Here is a 14481-nt window from a genome sequence, read left to right as displayed (position 1 = left end):
GAGGTGAAAGTGTGGAAATCCTGCTGATACTGGTGCCGCTGACCCTGATCATCGTCGCCGTGGGCGCGATCCTGTTCTCATGGGCGGTCAAGAACGGTCAGTACGACGATCTGGAGGGCCCCGCCCACCGCATACTCTACGATGACGACCGCGATATGATTCCCGAGGATGTCCGTCCCGACGACAAGAGCCAGGCCGCCAAGCGAGAGGCCGGGGACGATGCCACCGACTCCTCCGAGGAGGAACCGAAAAGCTGATGGCGGCAGAGTTGTACCTCAGCTATTCCAGCGCCTTTCTGATCGGCTTTTTGGGCAGCACCCACTGTCTGGGAATGTGCGGCGGAATCAGTGCGTCCCTGTCCATGGCGCTGCCGGTGGGCCAGGGCTTTCGCTGGCGGCAGACCCTGATGCTGCTGGCGTTCAACGCAGGCCGTATCGGCAGCTACATGCTGCTGGCCACACTGATCGCGCTGCTCAGTACCAACGCCGCCGCGCAGTGGGCACAGCTGGCACCGGTCCTGCGAACCCTTGCGGGGCTGCTGCTGATCGTGATGGGGCTGTCGATGGGCCAGTGGTGGCAGGGCATCCGCTACGTGGAACGACTCGGAGGACCGATCTGGAACCGGCTGTCGCCGCTGACCAAGCGTTTCCTGCCAGTCCACCACTCCGGCCAGGCCCTGGCTCTTGGCGCACTGTGGGGCTGGCTGCCCTGCGGCCTGGTCTACAGCACTCTGGGTTGGGCGGCCTTGCAACCGACAGTTACCACCGCGGCACTGACCATGGCCTGTTTCGGTCTGGGGACGCTGCCTTCCATGCTGGCGACGGGCTTTGCCGCCAACAGCCTGCGACGACTGAAACAGCAACGCACTTTCCGCCAGCTCTCCGGCATCCTGCTGATTGCTTTCGGAGTCTGGACGCTGCCACTGGCCAGCCTGTTCTAGAAAGCCAGCGTTCAGCGTCTATTCCGCGGTTCCACTCAGTACGGCCGTCACTTCGCCAGCGAAACGACAGCGTAATCAGATATTGAGCACATCCAGGCGACCGAAGTCCGGTGCCTCCGGCTCAACGTTACCGACCGCAGCCGTTCCTGCCCGGCGCTCCCCGTTCCGGAAATCAAACAGGTCGGTATCCGCCAGATGGGACGGCTCAACGTTGCACAGGGCCCGGAACATGGTCTCCAGCCGGCCGGGATGCTGCCGGTCCCAGCCCTGCAGCATGTCCTTGATCACCTGACGCTGCAGGTTCTCCTGGGAGCCACACAGGTTGCAGGGAATGATGGGAAACTCCCGCAATGCGGCGTAACGGGCGATGTCCTTCTCACGGGCGTAGGCCAGGGGGCGAATCACCGTATTGCGGCCATCGTCGCTGTGCAGCACCGGCGGCATCGACTTCAGCTTGCCGCCGTAGAACATGTTGAGGAACAGGGTTTCCAGCATGTCGTCACGGTGGTGACCGAGGGCAATCTTGGTAACGCCGTGCTCTTCCGCAAAATTGTAGAGAATGCCTCGCCGAAGCCGTGAACAAAGCCCGCAGGTGGTCTTCCCTTCGGGAACTTTTTCTTTAACAATACTGTACGTGTCTTTCTCAATGATGTGGTATTCGATCCCCAGCTTGGCCAGGTAGTCAGGCAGCACCTCTTCCGGGAAACCCGGCTGTTTCTGGTCCAGGTTGACGGCGATCAGCTCAAACGACACCGGTGCGCTCTTCTGCAGATTCAGCAGGATGTCGAGCATGGCGTAGGAGTCCTTGCCGCCACTGAGGCAGCACATGACCTTGTCACCGGCCTCGATCATCGAGAAGTCGGCGATGGCCTGCCCCACCTCCCGACGCAGGCGCTTTTGGAGCTTGTTCAGCTCCAGCTTCTGCTTGCGGTCGGCTTCTCCCCGCGATTCGGTCTGGGGTTCAGACGGGTCAGTGATGGAGGCGGTTTCAGGCATGATGGCATCGGACATAGCGAACAACACATACAGTAAGAAAAAGTGAGCGGGCATTATACGCGCGCCACCAATCCAAGGACAGGATGCAACCATGAATATGATGAAGACGCCCTCCCGGGTTCCAGGCAAGCGCGAAATCAACCGCATCAACAACCGCAACGCCATCCTCACCGCCGCCCGCGAATGCTTCCGTGAAAAAGGCTTTGAGAACACCACCATCCGCGACATCGTCCGCCGCACCCCGCTGGCGGCCGGCACCTTCTACAACTATTTCGCCAGCAAGCAGGACATCTTCATCGCACTGCTCGAGGACTTTCTGGAGCAGCTCAACCGCAATCTCAGCGAACAGCGACAGGCCGCAAACTCCACCGAAGACTTCGTGCGCTCCACTTACCTCGCCCTGTTCCAGGCCACCGCCGACGATCCGCTGGTGTATGAGCTGGCCCATCGCAATGACCAGGCCATCAAGGAGCTGTTTGGGTCCGGCGTACTTGGCCTGGCAATGCGCTCCCTGGAGCAGGATGTGCGGGGCGCCATCGACCAGCAGCTGCTGCCTGAAGTCGATGTCGAATACCTCTGCGCCGCCTTCTTCGGGGTTGCCTATGAGCTCAGCCTGCGGGTAGCCCGACGAACCCACGATGACGAGGCTTCCAGCCAGCACGAGCCCGAACAGGCCGCCCACTTCGCCACCGCACTGTTTCTCGGCGGCATGGAGCGAATGGCCACGCTGCAATAGACCGGACCATCATCCCTGGCTTAACCTAGAGCGATGACTTCCGAATCCTTGCAAACCCGATCAACACTTGAGCAGGAACAGCTGGAGCCTTTGCAGTACCAGGTCCAGCACCTGCTGGTGGCACTGGAGACCATTCTGCGCCAGTCCCCAAGTGGGCATTCCGAGCTAACGCTGATCCGTACTCTGCAGGCGCGCCCCTGGAACCTGATTGGCGATGTCGACTACAGCGACCCGGCCCGCCTGTTTCCCGTTCATTTTCTGTTGTTTCATTCGCTGTACCGACTACGGGACGAGCTGTCTCCCCAGGGCTGGAAGCTCGACATCTCTCCTCTGTCCATTCGGCTGCAGCCGACCGATGTGGTGGGCGGCCAGGGGCTGCCAGACCATGGCGATACGTTGCGAAGCTACTACCTCGACCTGAACCACTGCCTGGTCTCGGACGATGCGGTCTATCAGATGATGGACGCGTTCTGGTCGGGCCAAAGCCAGGCCTCGCCGGCGCATGACGAACTGCGGATGGCCGCCGAGGTTCTGGGGTTCGAAGCGGTACCCACCGAGCTACCACCGGTCAAGCAGCGTTTTCGTCGCGAGGTTATGAAGGCCCACCCGGATCGTGGCGGCAACGTTGAGCGGGTACAGGAACTCAATCATGCCTTTGCGGTCTTCAAAACCCACTTCCGAGACAGCAGGTAAGCCGACAGCATGCAACTAACGCGAAAGTCACATCCGTGGCGCTGGCCAACCGCACTGATTCTGGCACTGGTTACCCAGGTCAGTTCGGCCGACCTGACAGTGCTGCAGTACCATCACATCAGCGCCACCACACCGGCGGCCACCAGCACCACACCCGAGCTATTTGAATCCCAGTTGCAGACCATTGCCAACGCGGGCCTGGAGGTAGTGGAGCTGGAAGCGGGAACCCGGGCAGCACTGGCGGGAGAGCTCAACGAGACCCAGCAGGTGGCAATTACCTTCGATGACGCCTACCGCTCAGTGCTGGACGTTGCCGTACCGCTACTGCAGCAACGACAGTGGCCGTTCACGATTTTCATAAACACCGAGGCGGTTGGCGCAAGTGGGCACCTGAGCTGGCCAGAGCTCGCAGAGCTGGCCCGGCAACCGGGGGTTACCCTGGCGAATCACAGCCACGATCACGGCCACCTGGTTCGGCGCCCGCAGGAAAGCCACACGACTTGGCGTCAGCGGGTGGATCACAGCCTGGATACCGCCCAGCGGACGCTGGAGCAGGAACTGGGGCAAACGGTGCCCCTGTTCGCCTACCCTTATGGCGAGTTCAGTGCCGAGCTGGAGGAACTGCTGGAAACGCGAGACTGGCTGGCCTACGGGCAGCATTCCGGGGCGATTGGCGAGGGCTCGGGGCGCACCCGTTTGCCGCGCTTCCCCATGGCCAACCGTTACGGCCAGCCAGACGCGCTACCCGACAAGCTGCACAGCCGCGCCTTTCCGCTTGATCATGCCGAGCTTCCGGACGGCGTGGTGGAGAGTAACCCACCAACGCTGGCGCTGGCGCTGCCAGATGCCTTTGACGCCAATCGCCTTGGCTGTTTCGCCTCGGGACAGGGACGGATTGCTGTCGAACAGACCGCCAGCGACGTCCGCATACAGGCAGCAGAGCCGTTTACCAGCCGGCGCTTTCGTTACAACTGCACCTACCCGGCGGGCAACGGTCGCTTCTTCTGGCTGTCCCAGCCCTGGCTGGATCTGACCCGTCCCGAGGACTGATCAGAAAGGGTCAATGCGCTGCAGGCTGAGGGTTCCGGTTCCCTGATGGGGTATCGCTTTGGGGCCGCGTTTGGTCTCGGTGACGGTCTGCCCGTCCCGGTCCTCGGGGCGGTCGTAGATCAGCAGCCAGCGCTCATCGGCGGCAGCCGCAACGGGTACCCGAATCTCCAGGTAGCCATGCCGATACCAGGTCTCCGGCACATACTCCGCCACCAGATCGGTCATCACCCGCAACGGCCGGAGGTCCCGGTCCAGAAACGCCATGGAGGGCACGTACAGACCATCCATGGCAAAGGATCGCAACCGCAGTCCATAACCACTTCGCCCCGGCAACTCCGGTAACTGAACCAGGCGGTAATGGCTATCGCCAGACACGAACCCGTGGCTTGGTCCATCCTGGTCAATCACCACCCGGAATTCACGGTCTGGCTGCCACGCCACCGACTGGCTCTGGTCCAGATCCTGGCAGCAGGCTTGTGCCCAGGCGGTCAGAGGATCAATGGATGATGGCGCCAGTCCGAGAACCGCAAGCGCTTCCGGATTGGCCTGGGCGGTTTCAGGGTTGCGATCAGAACGAATCACCGTTGCCGGTGTCCACTGGGGCGCCCGATCGGCTGCTGTCGCCGTCAGTTCACGGGTATCCGGCTGATAGTGACTGACCCGCAGATTGCCCTCAGCATCACGCCATGTGAAATAGGGGCCAGACTCCCCTTCTCTGACGAATCCCCGTTTTGCCAGCTCATCGCCATCAGGGTAGTTGTCCAGGGTGTACTCACCGTCTTTGGCATCTGCAGACACGGCAGCACCCGAACTGACGTCGGTACCAGAGCCCGGCGTCATGCCCGGCCCGACATTCTGATCCGCCGGTTGTGAGGAAGCGCTGTCGGACAAACGGCGTTCAGGTTGCTGACCGCCAGGCTGTGCTGGTTGCTCACCTTCGCTGGCCGACTGGGCGGCCAGGGTCTCGATGGGCGCCGCATCGCGCTCATCCCGGATCGGGCTCTGACGCACCCGCCCCTGCTCATCCACCCAGGTAAAGTAGCGCTCCCCGTCTCCCTGGGGCGCGGCACCCTGGCATCCGGCCAGCAGCGCGGAAACGGCTGCCAGCAGGCTGGCACGGACAGCCAGCCGAATGGAACATGCAGACTTCATGGCGAATTGCCCTTGCGTTGGCACCCCGGGCGGCTCAGAACTTGGTTCGGAAGCTCAGACCGGCCATCACCACCCGGAGGGAGGTCTTGACGTCGAGACCGGCATACGGGTTGTAAATGATGTTGGTTATGTTGTCACAGTTCAGGTTGCAACTGGAATCCGCCGGAATGCTCTCTACCGAATGGAGATAGCTGAGGTTCATATCAATTTCGGTGTCTTTATCCCAACGGTAGCCCATACCCACGCTGTAGAGGTTGGCACCACCAAAGGGCGCCATAACCTGACGCTGGTCATCGGGAATCACCGAATCCCGGATTTCCACCCCAGCGCGCAGGTCCAGTCGTGAGGAGGCGTGGTATTCCACCCCGAATGCCCAGTTCCACTGATCCTTGAACCCCAGGGGCAACCGCAGGCTGCTGGGTGTGGCGTTCTCCGGTGACAGTATCCGCGCCGCGTTGAGGAATTCCAGGTTACGGTCGAAGCGGAACTCGAACGCATCCCACTGTTTGTAGTCCGTCCAGCCAACGTCCACGTTCAGTGTCAGTTTGGGATGCACATCGAAGCTGATACCGGTCTGGAAGTGCTGGGGATAGACCAGATCCATGGACACGTTCCCCGCCTCTCTCGGCGCCCCGGAAGGCAGACTGAGAATTGCCGAGGTAATCGCCCCCAACACCGAACTGTTGAGTCGCTGCCAGAATCCGACCCAGTTTTCGGTGTACTCAATCTCAAAGGTCCCCTTGAGATTCATGTCCGCTTCCGAGGTGTAACTCGCCCCCCAGCTGAACCAGTCCCTCGGCTCCCAGGTCACCCCCACGGCGTAGGTCGGCGACAGAGTTTCCTGCACGTTGATGTTAAGCGCGCCGATGTCGTCCCAGGGGCCGACGTTACCACCACACAGCGCAATCCACGGCTGCAGCGGTTCGTCGCCGGTCTCACAGCTGAAGGCGTCCTGCAGAATCTCCGCTACCCCCAGCAACATATTGGGAGCCCGCATGTTCTGGTCAGCGGCGATCCCCATGTGAGAGAGGTGGATACCCAGGCCGACCGCCCAGTCATCGTTGATCTCGTACGCCACGGTCGGCGACAGGTAGGTGGTTCGTTGCAGTGCTGTTGCCCGGGGCTGGTAGCGTGCCGGATCGTCGCCATCACGATAGAAACCGGCGGCCATAGGCAGATAGAAGGCATTACCGAAGGTCAGCTTGGAGCCCGGTGGCTTGATACTTATGCCCGCCGAGGGCGCCATCGCAGGTCCTGGAGGCATTCTGAGGATGCCGTAGCCAGGCACGTACAGCGCGACGTTGTTGGTGTGGCTGTGGCTGTTGGCGACCGGGTCCCGCTGTTTACCCGTCAGCGGGTCGGTTTCCAGGCCATCGATACCGAAGATTTCATAGCCTTCCGGCGCGATGAAATCGGCATCAATGTCCAGATAGATCGCCATCAGGTTCACTTCCAGCTGACGATCATCCAGCTTGGCGAGGCCCGCGGGGTTGTAGTGAATCGCCATCACCCCTGGCGGATCGGCGGTGACCGCGTTGCCCAGCGCCAACGCCTTCGGGTGAATGGTCAGGTTCTGGGCCATCTGCGCCTGGGCGCCGCAGGACAGCGCCGAGGCGACCATCATCCCGAGAATTCGTTTGTTGCGGCTCAACATTGCCATGAAATCCTTCCCTTCCCGTGTCACGTCAGTGGCGTCAATCAGTCCTTGAGGCCAGCGATGTTAATGGGCAGGGAAATCCCCAGAGAGAAATCCGGCGCGTCTTCTGTCAGGCCAATTCCCAGGCTGGTGTTAACGATGGTGGTATCGCTCACCCGGGTCCCCAGCGACATGCTCAGGAAGCCGGTCACCTGGTCCTGGGCCACCGCCTGCGAGCCGTCACTGAAGAAAAGCTGGGTTTCATCGGAATAGCTGACCTGCGCGGACACGCTCAGGGAGATATCGTAAGACAGGGAGTAGGCAAAACCGGCGGAGCCGGACAGACCAAAGCCCGGGTCTACCTCCTCCAGCAACCGAGCACCGCGAACCTGGTTCAGGCCGGAAGCGGTCATGTTGTAGGACAGGCTGGTGGAGCCGAACACCACCACCGGGTCCAGCACTTTCGACAAGCTGGCGCCGCCAGAGAAGGTGTAATAGCCACTGCCCGTGGACAACTGGTCGTCAATATCGATTTCGTAGGGGCTGACGCCGGTCTTGCTGGAGAAGGTTCCGAACATGGTGATCGACACCTTGCCAGGAACATAGGCCAATGGTTGCCAGCGAGCGGTAAAAGAAACATCACCAAGATCGTAGGCACTCAGTTCATCCTGGGTATCGTACTTCACCACCAGGGGAACCCGGGCGCCGACAGTCAGATTGTCCAGCAGGCCAAAATCGTAGCTGAACGCATTGGTAAAACTGTGGGTTGCGGAGGGGACAATATCCAGGTTGCGTACCGAGCCGTCGGAAATCTCGATATCGAGCCGCTGGTCACCGGTGTAGGAATAGTCCAGCGAGTAGTTGAGGGAATGACTGCCCTGTTTCTGCAGGGAGTAGTTCTTTTCCGCCGCCTGGAACACCTCCTCCAGTTGCTGGGATGCGTCCTCATCGCCTGCCTGTTGCGCCAGGGCCTCCCTGGCCCGGTCCACGTTCTCCTCCTGTGCCGCGGCCATGGCAGGCACCAGCCCGGCCACTGACCACAGGATACATCCTCGCACGAACCAACGATTCATCCCAGCTCCCTATTTTTTACTTATAGTGTGCTCTGGTGCCCGCCAAAGCTGGGCGGGCCGAATTAATTGCGACGGTAGTGCAGCTGTTTGCGGGTGTTCTCCACACTGCCGTCCGGATTGTTCTTCTGTCGCTCCAGGAGATTCTGGATGCGTCTTTCGGTCGCTTCATGGAACGCCGGTATCTGCTGTCTCGCCAACAGCGTCATTGTCTGGTCATCAACAAAACGTAGATCTTCTTCTTTTAACTCCAGGGAATCAAAGGGTTTTTCGCTTCCCGGGAAAACAATGAACAGAACATTGTCATCCCACTTCTCTTCAAACTGGGCCAGGGTAAAGGAAATGTTGCCCACCGAAGGGTCGGCCAGGTAGACACGGCCGTCCCTGATCGCCCGTAGGACCACAAAGTGCTTGAAACCAGCGTGGTGAATGGGAACGATGGCGGGGTGGTCGAGGTCCAGAAGATCATCAACGGTGGCCCGAAAGCCACCGGAAGGATAGCCAAGGGCGGTAACGAGGCGTTTCATATCCAGCATGGAGAACGCCCGTCGCTCGACGATGCGCTCACTCTCGCCATAATGCAGCAACCCCTCCATCACCTGACGCTCGTTCAGGTTGCGGCCCAGGTAATACGCCAGCACCGTGGTGAGGGCGGCGCTGCCGCAGCTGTAGTCGTAGGCCTGGCGGACGATGTTGCGGTAACGCTGCTCGACCAGGGGTTCCACCACCACGTCGGTGCGAAGATCCACCGGCCCGGGATCAACGTTCTGTTCGATGACCACAACCCCGCGCTCATGAGGCTCGACAACCGTCGCCTCATGAACCATTGCCAAGGTCATGATGGAGCCTGCCATTACCAGCAACATGATTAAGAGAATACCCCGCAGTTAAATGCAGCCATCGCATCAACCTTCCACGATGACCAATGGGTCGCGGCACCACGCCCCGACAGGAAAAAGCCACAATACCGGCGGTGTTGGTTTGCCGACAAGAAATCTATTGTCGTTTGAATAATCCGGCAAACCGCCGTTACATCCTGTTACGCTAAGATACCTGAATCACACAGGGGCTAAAGATAACTGTTCCTCAAATCTATCCCTGCAGAAGAGGCCGCCGGCAAGGATTCTGAGAACTGGTTCATGGCCTACGGTAATGGCCCGAATCGCTGTTCCCGGCAATGAGTTAGCGAGCCTCGTATCAAGCATCAGACGTCGAAGGGACCCTACCACAGGTACCCAGGCGATCGAGCTGACGATTGTGCCATCGACCCAGCGTCAGCAGTGCCAGTATTGCGCCGACCAAGGCAAACGCCATATCCGATTGAGTGTCCCAGACATAACCCTGAGTACCCAGGAAAGACTCCGCCGCTTCGTCGCTCATTAGCGCCACCCACCATTCGATCAACTCATAGAAGGCACTCAAGGCAAGGCAGAAGCAGACAATAAAAAACGCCCGCCAGCGGGATGACGGGATCACCGCCCGTCGCAACAGAATTTCACGTGCGACCAGGGCCGGCACGAACCCCTGAAGGAAATGCCCCAGTTTGTCGTAGTGATTGCGGGATAGCTCAAACTGGTCACGGATGAAATCAAACAACGGCACCTCGGCGTAGGTGTAGTGGCCACCGACCATCAGCACCACACAGTGGATGAGAATGAGCACGTAGACCAGCGGCGTCAGTGCAAAGCGCTGACGGGTGACCGCCAGCACCAACGCCCCCAACACCGCGGGTGCAACCTCAAGGCCCCAGGTCAGGGTGTCCTTGGGGTTGATACCGGACCAGACCAGAACCGCCAGGAACACACCGCTCCATAGCCAGACCGGCCAGCCAGCCCAGGCCTGCATCCGGGCAGAAGGCTGTTCAGCGGGCACGGACCGGATCTCCTTCGCTCAGGTCACGGTCGGGATGACGCACCACCCGCTCACCGGACGCCAGCCCCTGCTCGATCACCGTCATCAAGCCATTACCCGGGCCGGTCTGCACCGGGCGCAGCCGGGCGATGCCATCACTCACCACAAATACCCCCTGACCGTCGTCGACACGGAACACCGCCGATGCGGGCACCTGAAGCTGGTCTTCACCGTGCCAAAGGATGAACTCGGCATCCACCCGATAGCCATCCCCCAGCGCTGACCACAGCTGCCTTGGAGAAGCCAGGTCGACAATTACCTGCACCCGGCGCTCCTCCACCCCAAGTGCCGAAACTTCCTCGAAGCCCACTGGCTCCACCCGGTGCACCCGGGCATCCAGCACATCGCCGCCCCACCCGGTCAGCTCCACCGCCATGCCCGGCGACAGTTTGACCGCATCAAAGCTGAGCACCTCGACAACCACCTCCAACGCCGCCGGGTCGCCGACCTCCACCAGGGGATCACCAGCGTTCACCACGCCCTCGTGTTCCCGCTTCAGGCCCAACACCGCGCCTTTGACCGGCGACCGCACCGCCACCTGATGAAGAACCTCTCCCTGCGGGGCCGCGCCTGCGGAGATATCAAGCCGGGTTCTGGCGGCGGCCAGCTCGTGCACTGCAACCTCCTGCCGGAAGCGCGCGGAACGCACCACCGCCTGGGCCCGGGAAGTGGCAGCACGTGCCTGTTGCAACTGCTCATCCGAGACAAAGCGGGACTCGGTCAGCGACAGCAGACGCTGATAGTCGCTGGCCGCCAGCTCGGCATCCGCCTGGGCCGCACTCACCTCCTGGCGCACCGACTCCAGCGAGGCTTCCGCGGCCTTGACCCGCGCCTGGGCTTCGGCCCGGCTGCGGGCATCCAGAACACTGACCGGCATCGGGTCCACCCAACTCAGCGGCTGTCCGGCGGTCAGGGCATCGCCAACATCCAGGTCAATACGGTGCAGATAACCGTTGACCGGGGAGGACACCACATAGCGATCTTTCACCCGCGTCCGCCCCTCCTCCACGATGGTGACACGGAGTGGCCCGGAGCTGGCTTCCACCAGATCCACCCAGCGCGGGTCCGGTCGTGAGGCCAGCCAGATGGCCAACAGCAACAACACAGCCAGCGCACTCCAGAACAGCCAGCGGCCCTTTGATTTCATCGCTTACTCCCTCTTACGGCCGTTCCGGCCCATATCCACATCATGCTATTCCCGGGTTTTCAGTGCTGAGACCAGATCCAGCCGGTGCAACCGGCGCCAGGCAATCCAGCCCGAGGCCAGCGCCGACAGGAACACCACCAGGGCCGCCAGCGCCAGAGTGCGCGAGGAGATGACCAGCGGAATACGATACAGCTCGGTCTGCAGCGCTGTCACCATCGCCAGCGCCAGACCGCTGCCCAGCAGCCAGCCCAGCGGAATGCCCAGCAGGATGATGACCGCCAGTTCCCCCAGCAGGATGTGGGAGACATCGCCCAGGCCGTACCCCAGCACCCGCAGGCTTGCCAGCTCACGGCTCTTCTCTGACAGTGAGATCCGCAGGGTGTTGTAGATCACCCCGAACGCAATGATGCTGCCAAGGACGCCATTGAAGAAGGTGAAGGTCAGGAAGGTCTTGCCCAATGTGTCATTGAAGCTGTCGAGGGCGGCCTGCCTCAGGTTGGTGGCCATAACCCCCGGCATGGTACGGAACAGCCGGTAGCTGTCTTCAGCCCGCTCCGGGTCCAGGGTCAGCGGCACCTGATCCACCACCGGCCCTTCCCCCAGCAGGCGATTCATCGCCGGTAAGGCCATATAGGCCCCCACTCCGAGGTACTCGCTGGTGATACCGGCCACCGTCACCGTCAGTTGCCGGCCACGGCCATCCAGCACCGCCACCTCCAGGACATCACCGGTCTCCACCGCCAGTTTTGTTGCCAGAAAATCGGTGAGCAGAACGCCCCCCGGTGGCACGCTGACCGGTTGGCTGCGGCGATCCAGAACCCGTTGCAGGCGAGCCGCCTCCGGCAATCCGGACAACGCGGTACGCCAGCGCCGGTGACCGTGGATCAGCTCTACCGCAACCGACCGCCGACCCTCGGCGTAACGTATACCCGGCTGCCGCACCAGGCTGTTGATCGCCGCCTCGTTGACCGGATCGGTCAGGCTCAGGGTGACATCCTGTCGCTGCGCCAGGCTGAACTGGCTGTGGACCATGGTGGTGACGGAGTCAAACTGAAAATTGCCCACCATCACCACCGCCGTGGCCATCGCCACCCCGAGCACCGCCAATAGTGTACGGCCGGGATGGCGAGTAAGCTGACGCAGGATCATCCGCGACGGCTGACTCAGCCGCACCAGGTTCAGCAGGCGGTCCACAACCCCCAGCTGGAATCGCTCCGGTACCGGCGGACGCATGGCTTCAGCCGGCGGCAGGCGCGCAGCCCGGGCGATGGTACGCCAGCTGCCGAGCCAGGTAACAGCCAGAACCAGAGCGGCAATCGCCATGACCCAGCGGGGGTCCAGTCGAAACAGCAGTGACGGGAAGCGGTAGAACTCCATATACAGCTCCCCCATGCCCCGGCCCAGCCAGATTCCCAGCGCACAACCAATCGCCACACCCAGGGCGGCAATCACCAGTACCAGCTGGCCGTAGTGCCAGGCGATGGTCCGGTTGTTGTAGCCAAAAGCCTTGAGTACCGCGATCAGATCCCGCTGGGTGGCAATCAGCCGGCTTACCACCACGTGCAGCAGGAACATGGCCACCGAGAGGAAGATCACCGGAAACACCACAGCCATGGTCTTGAGCTGGTTCAGTTCGTCGGTGAGAAAGCGATGGGAGGGGTGATCCGCCCGGGCGTAGGCGCCAGTACTGCCATAGCGTGCCAGCAGTCGGTCGACAGCTTCGATCACCTGCTGCGGGCTGAGGCTGCCATCCAGGCGCAGGGCGACACTATTGAAGGCACCGGTCATATCCATTGCGGCGGCCATGGCACGACGAGACAGCCACAACACACCGTAGCGCTGGTAGTCCGGCAACAGACTGCCCGGCGGAATCAGGTAGACAAACTCGGGCGACTCCACCACCCCGACCACCCGCAGCACCTGCCAGCGTCCGTTGATCACCGCTTCCAGTGAGCTGCCGGGCACCAACTGATGAGTTTCAGCGAACCCGGCCAGCACCGCCACCTCATTGTCCCGCGCCGGATCGGGCAGCCGCCCGGCTCTCAGGTGCAGGGCGTTCACGCCAGACCGGCCACCCTCAGGCAGCGACATCATGCGGGCCGTGATCGGCTCGTTCATGCCGTCCACCGCAAGCTTGGCACCACCTTCAATTCGCGTCGCCGCTTCTTCCACACCCGGAAGCGCCGCCAACGCCCGCTCGACATGGCCGGGGGCACGTTTCAGCGAGGCAAACACGTCGCCAAAGCGATAATCCTGATAGTACTGCTGCTGGGTGGCAATCAGGGAACCATAATTGACCAGGGCCATCAGACAGACCGCAACACCACCGGCCACCACCAGCGCGATCGCCAGCGCCTGGCTACGAAGTTGCCACAGCTCCCGCCTGAGTTTTGTCTGCAGCACCGACATGACGTCACCACCTGATCGCTGACGGTTCGCAGCGCTCGTCGTTGCGATACTCACCACTGATCCGCCCGTCCGACAGGGTCAGGACCCGGTCCGCCATCCCCGCAATGGCAGCGTTGTGGGTGATGATCACGGTGGCCGTACCGGTATCCCGGTTGGCCTTGGCAAGCGCCTCCAGCACCAGGGTGCCGGTGGCCGAATCCAGCGCCCCGGTGGGTTCATCACACAACAGGACATCCGGGCGTTTGGCAATCGCTCTTGCTATCGCCACCCGCTGCTGCTCGCCACCGGAAAGCTGGGCGGGAAAGTGGTCCAGTCGTTCACTCAGGCCGACCAGAGCAAGGGCCGATTCCGGTGTCATCGGGTGGCGGGCGATTTCAGTGACCGCGGCCACGTTTTCCCGGGCGGTCAGGCTGGGAATGAGGTTGTAGAACTGGAACACAAAACCAACGAAATCCCGACGGTAACGGGTCAGCTCGCGGTCACTGGCGCCGGTCAACACCAGCTCGCCGTAGCGGACGTCACCGCTGGTGGCGACATCAAGTCCACCCAATATGTTCAGCAGGGTAGATTTACCGGACCCCGAAGCGCCCAGCATCACCACCAGTTCGCCGGCATTGAGTTCAAAGTCCACACCGCGCAGGGCATGAACGGCGACCTCTCCCTGCTGGTAGACCTTGGTTACGCCACGGGCGGAAAATACCGCCGATCCCTCGGACATCCCCTTTCCTTATCTGAATGCGA

General features: G+C 61.6%; 14 protein-coding genes. 5 read left to right on the top strand and 9 right to left on the bottom strand.

Annotation, left to right across the window (positions count from 1 at the left end; all coding sequences use genetic code 11):
• Positions 1 to 11 precede the first annotated feature (11 nt).
• Both ccoS and J2887_RS08890 read left to right on the top strand, forming a co-directional pair.
• Positions 12 to 257, top strand: a complete 246-nt coding sequence (gene ccoS / locus J2887_RS08895) for a cbb3-type cytochrome oxidase assembly protein CcoS (RefSeq protein ID WP_227175630.1) — start codon at positions 12 to 14, stop codon at positions 255 to 257.
• A complete protein-coding gene (locus tag J2887_RS08890) occupies positions 257 to 940 on the top strand; it encodes a sulfite exporter TauE/SafE family protein (RefSeq protein ID WP_227175625.1) in 684 nt (227 codons plus the stop codon). The genes ccoS and J2887_RS08890 overlap by 1 nt, the downstream gene beginning before the upstream one ends.
• A 75-nt stretch (positions 941 to 1015) precedes the next feature.
• On the opposite strand, the gene ttcA is transcribed toward J2887_RS08890, so the two are convergent.
• On the bottom strand, positions 1016 to 1936 hold the full coding sequence (gene ttcA, locus J2887_RS08885) for a tRNA 2-thiocytidine(32) synthetase TtcA (RefSeq protein ID WP_416381914.1): 921 nt from the start codon (positions 1934 to 1936) through the stop codon (positions 1016 to 1018).
• A gap of 91 nt (positions 1937 to 2027) precedes the next feature.
• On the opposite strand from ttcA, the gene J2887_RS08880 reads away from it, so the two are divergent.
• Genes J2887_RS08880 through J2887_RS08870 form a run of 3 tightly spaced genes read left to right on the top strand, consistent with a single transcriptional unit; the run spans position 2028 to position 4415 of the window.
• A complete protein-coding gene (locus J2887_RS08880) occupies positions 2028 to 2672 on the top strand; it encodes a TetR/AcrR family transcriptional regulator (RefSeq protein ID WP_227175621.1) in 645 nt (214 codons plus the stop codon).
• 48 nt (positions 2673 to 2720) lie between these two features.
• The gene (locus J2887_RS08875; RefSeq protein WP_227175620.1) at positions 2721 to 3365 is read left to right on the top strand and encodes a DNA-J related domain-containing protein; all 645 of its coding nucleotides are present in this window, start codon (positions 2721 to 2723) and stop codon (positions 3363 to 3365) included.
• Between the two features lie 9 nt (positions 3366 to 3374).
• Complete coding sequence (locus J2887_RS08870; protein ID WP_227175617.1) at positions 3375 to 4415, top strand: polysaccharide deacetylase family protein; 1041 nt, start codon at positions 3375 to 3377, stop codon at positions 4413 to 4415.
• Here the strand turns inward: J2887_RS08870 and J2887_RS08865 are convergent, their stop codons facing one another.
• The 8 genes from J2887_RS08865 to J2887_RS08830 form a co-directional block, all read right to left on the bottom strand.
• Entirely contained in the window at positions 4416 to 5567 is a 1152-nt protein-coding gene (locus J2887_RS08865; RefSeq protein ID WP_227175616.1) for a MalM family protein, read from the bottom strand.
• A gap of 34 nt (positions 5568 to 5601) precedes the next feature.
• A complete protein-coding gene (locus tag J2887_RS08860; protein ID WP_227175614.1) occupies positions 5602 to 7227 on the bottom strand; it encodes an OmpP1/FadL family transporter in 1626 nt (541 codons plus the stop codon).
• A 38-nt stretch (positions 7228 to 7265) separates the two neighbouring features.
• Entirely contained in the window at positions 7266 to 8276 is a 1011-nt protein-coding gene (locus J2887_RS08855; RefSeq protein WP_227175612.1) for a transporter, read from the bottom strand.
• 62 nt (positions 8277 to 8338) lie between these two features.
• The gene (locus J2887_RS08850; protein WP_227175610.1) at positions 8339 to 9139 is read right to left on the bottom strand and encodes a C39 family peptidase; all 801 of its coding nucleotides are present in this window, start codon (positions 9137 to 9139) and stop codon (positions 8339 to 8341) included.
• A gap of 331 nt (positions 9140 to 9470) precedes the next feature.
• Positions 9471 to 10118 carry a DUF2238 domain-containing protein gene (locus tag J2887_RS08845; protein ID WP_227176090.1) on the bottom strand — a complete coding sequence of 216 codons (648 nt, stop codon included), beginning with the start codon at positions 10116 to 10118 and terminating at the stop codon, positions 9471 to 9473.
• Positions 10119 to 10134: 16 nt separating this feature from the next.
• A complete protein-coding gene (locus J2887_RS08840; RefSeq protein ID WP_227175609.1) occupies positions 10135 to 11331 on the bottom strand; it encodes an efflux RND transporter periplasmic adaptor subunit in 1197 nt (398 codons plus the stop codon).
• Between the two features lie 45 nt (positions 11332 to 11376).
• Positions 11377 to 13740 carry an ABC transporter permease gene (locus J2887_RS08835; protein ID WP_227175607.1) on the bottom strand — a complete coding sequence of 788 codons (2364 nt, stop codon included), beginning with the start codon at positions 13738 to 13740 and terminating at the stop codon, positions 11377 to 11379.
• Positions 13741 to 13744: 4 nt separating this feature from the next.
• Positions 13745 to 14458: an ABC transporter ATP-binding protein gene (locus J2887_RS08830; protein ID WP_227175606.1), complete on the bottom strand. Its 714-nt coding sequence runs from the start codon at positions 14456 to 14458 to the stop codon at positions 13745 to 13747.
• Between the last annotated feature and the right edge of the window lie 23 nt (positions 14459 to 14481).

The sequence above is a fragment of the Marinobacter sp. CA1 genome (genome assembly GCF_020546665.1).
Classification (GTDB): Bacteria; Pseudomonadota; Gammaproteobacteria; order Pseudomonadales; family Oleiphilaceae; genus Marinobacter; species Marinobacter xestospongiae.
Note: the sequence above shows the minus strand (reverse complement) of the source record. Positions and strands in the feature narration are given on the sequence as shown.

What these genes read in the sequence shown, in the direction of transcription:
- J2887_RS08890 (WP_227175625.1), top strand. Translation starts at nt 257, where the DNA reads ATGGCGGCAGAGTTGTACCTCAGCTATTCCAGCGCCTTTCTGATCGGC.
- ttcA (WP_416381914.1), bottom strand. Translation starts at nt 1,936, where the DNA reads ATGCCTGAAACCGCCTCCATCACTGACCCGTCTGAACCCCAGACCGAA.
- J2887_RS08880 (WP_227175621.1), top strand. Translation starts at nt 2,028, where the DNA reads ATGAATATGATGAAGACGCCCTCCCGGGTTCCAGGCAAGCGCGAAATC.
- J2887_RS08870 (WP_227175617.1), top strand. Translation starts at nt 3,375, where the DNA reads ATGCAACTAACGCGAAAGTCACATCCGTGGCGCTGGCCAACCGCACTG.
- J2887_RS08865 (WP_227175616.1), bottom strand. Translation starts at nt 5,567, where the DNA reads ATGAAGTCTGCATGTTCCATTCGGCTGGCTGTCCGTGCCAGCCTGCTG.
- J2887_RS08860 (WP_227175614.1), bottom strand. Translation starts at nt 7,227, where the DNA reads ATGGCAATGTTGAGCCGCAACAAACGAATTCTCGGGATGATGGTCGCC.
- J2887_RS08855 (WP_227175612.1), bottom strand. Translation starts at nt 8,276, where the DNA reads ATGAATCGTTGGTTCGTGCGAGGATGTATCCTGTGGTCAGTGGCCGGG.
- J2887_RS08850 (WP_227175610.1), bottom strand. Translation starts at nt 9,139, where the DNA reads ATGTTGCTGGTAATGGCAGGCTCCATCATGACCTTGGCAATGGTTCAT.
- J2887_RS08845 (WP_227176090.1), bottom strand. Translation starts at nt 10,118, where the DNA reads ATGCAGGCCTGGGCTGGCTGGCCGGTCTGGCTATGGAGCGGTGTGTTC.
- J2887_RS08840 (WP_227175609.1), bottom strand. Translation starts at nt 11,331, where the DNA reads ATGAAATCAAAGGGCCGCTGGCTGTTCTGGAGTGCGCTGGCTGTGTTG.
- J2887_RS08835 (WP_227175607.1), bottom strand. Translation starts at nt 13,740, where the DNA reads ATGTCGGTGCTGCAGACAAAACTCAGGCGGGAGCTGTGGCAACTTCGT.
- J2887_RS08830 (WP_227175606.1), bottom strand. Translation starts at nt 14,458, where the DNA reads ATGTCCGAGGGATCGGCGGTATTTTCCGCCCGTGGCGTAACCAAGGTC.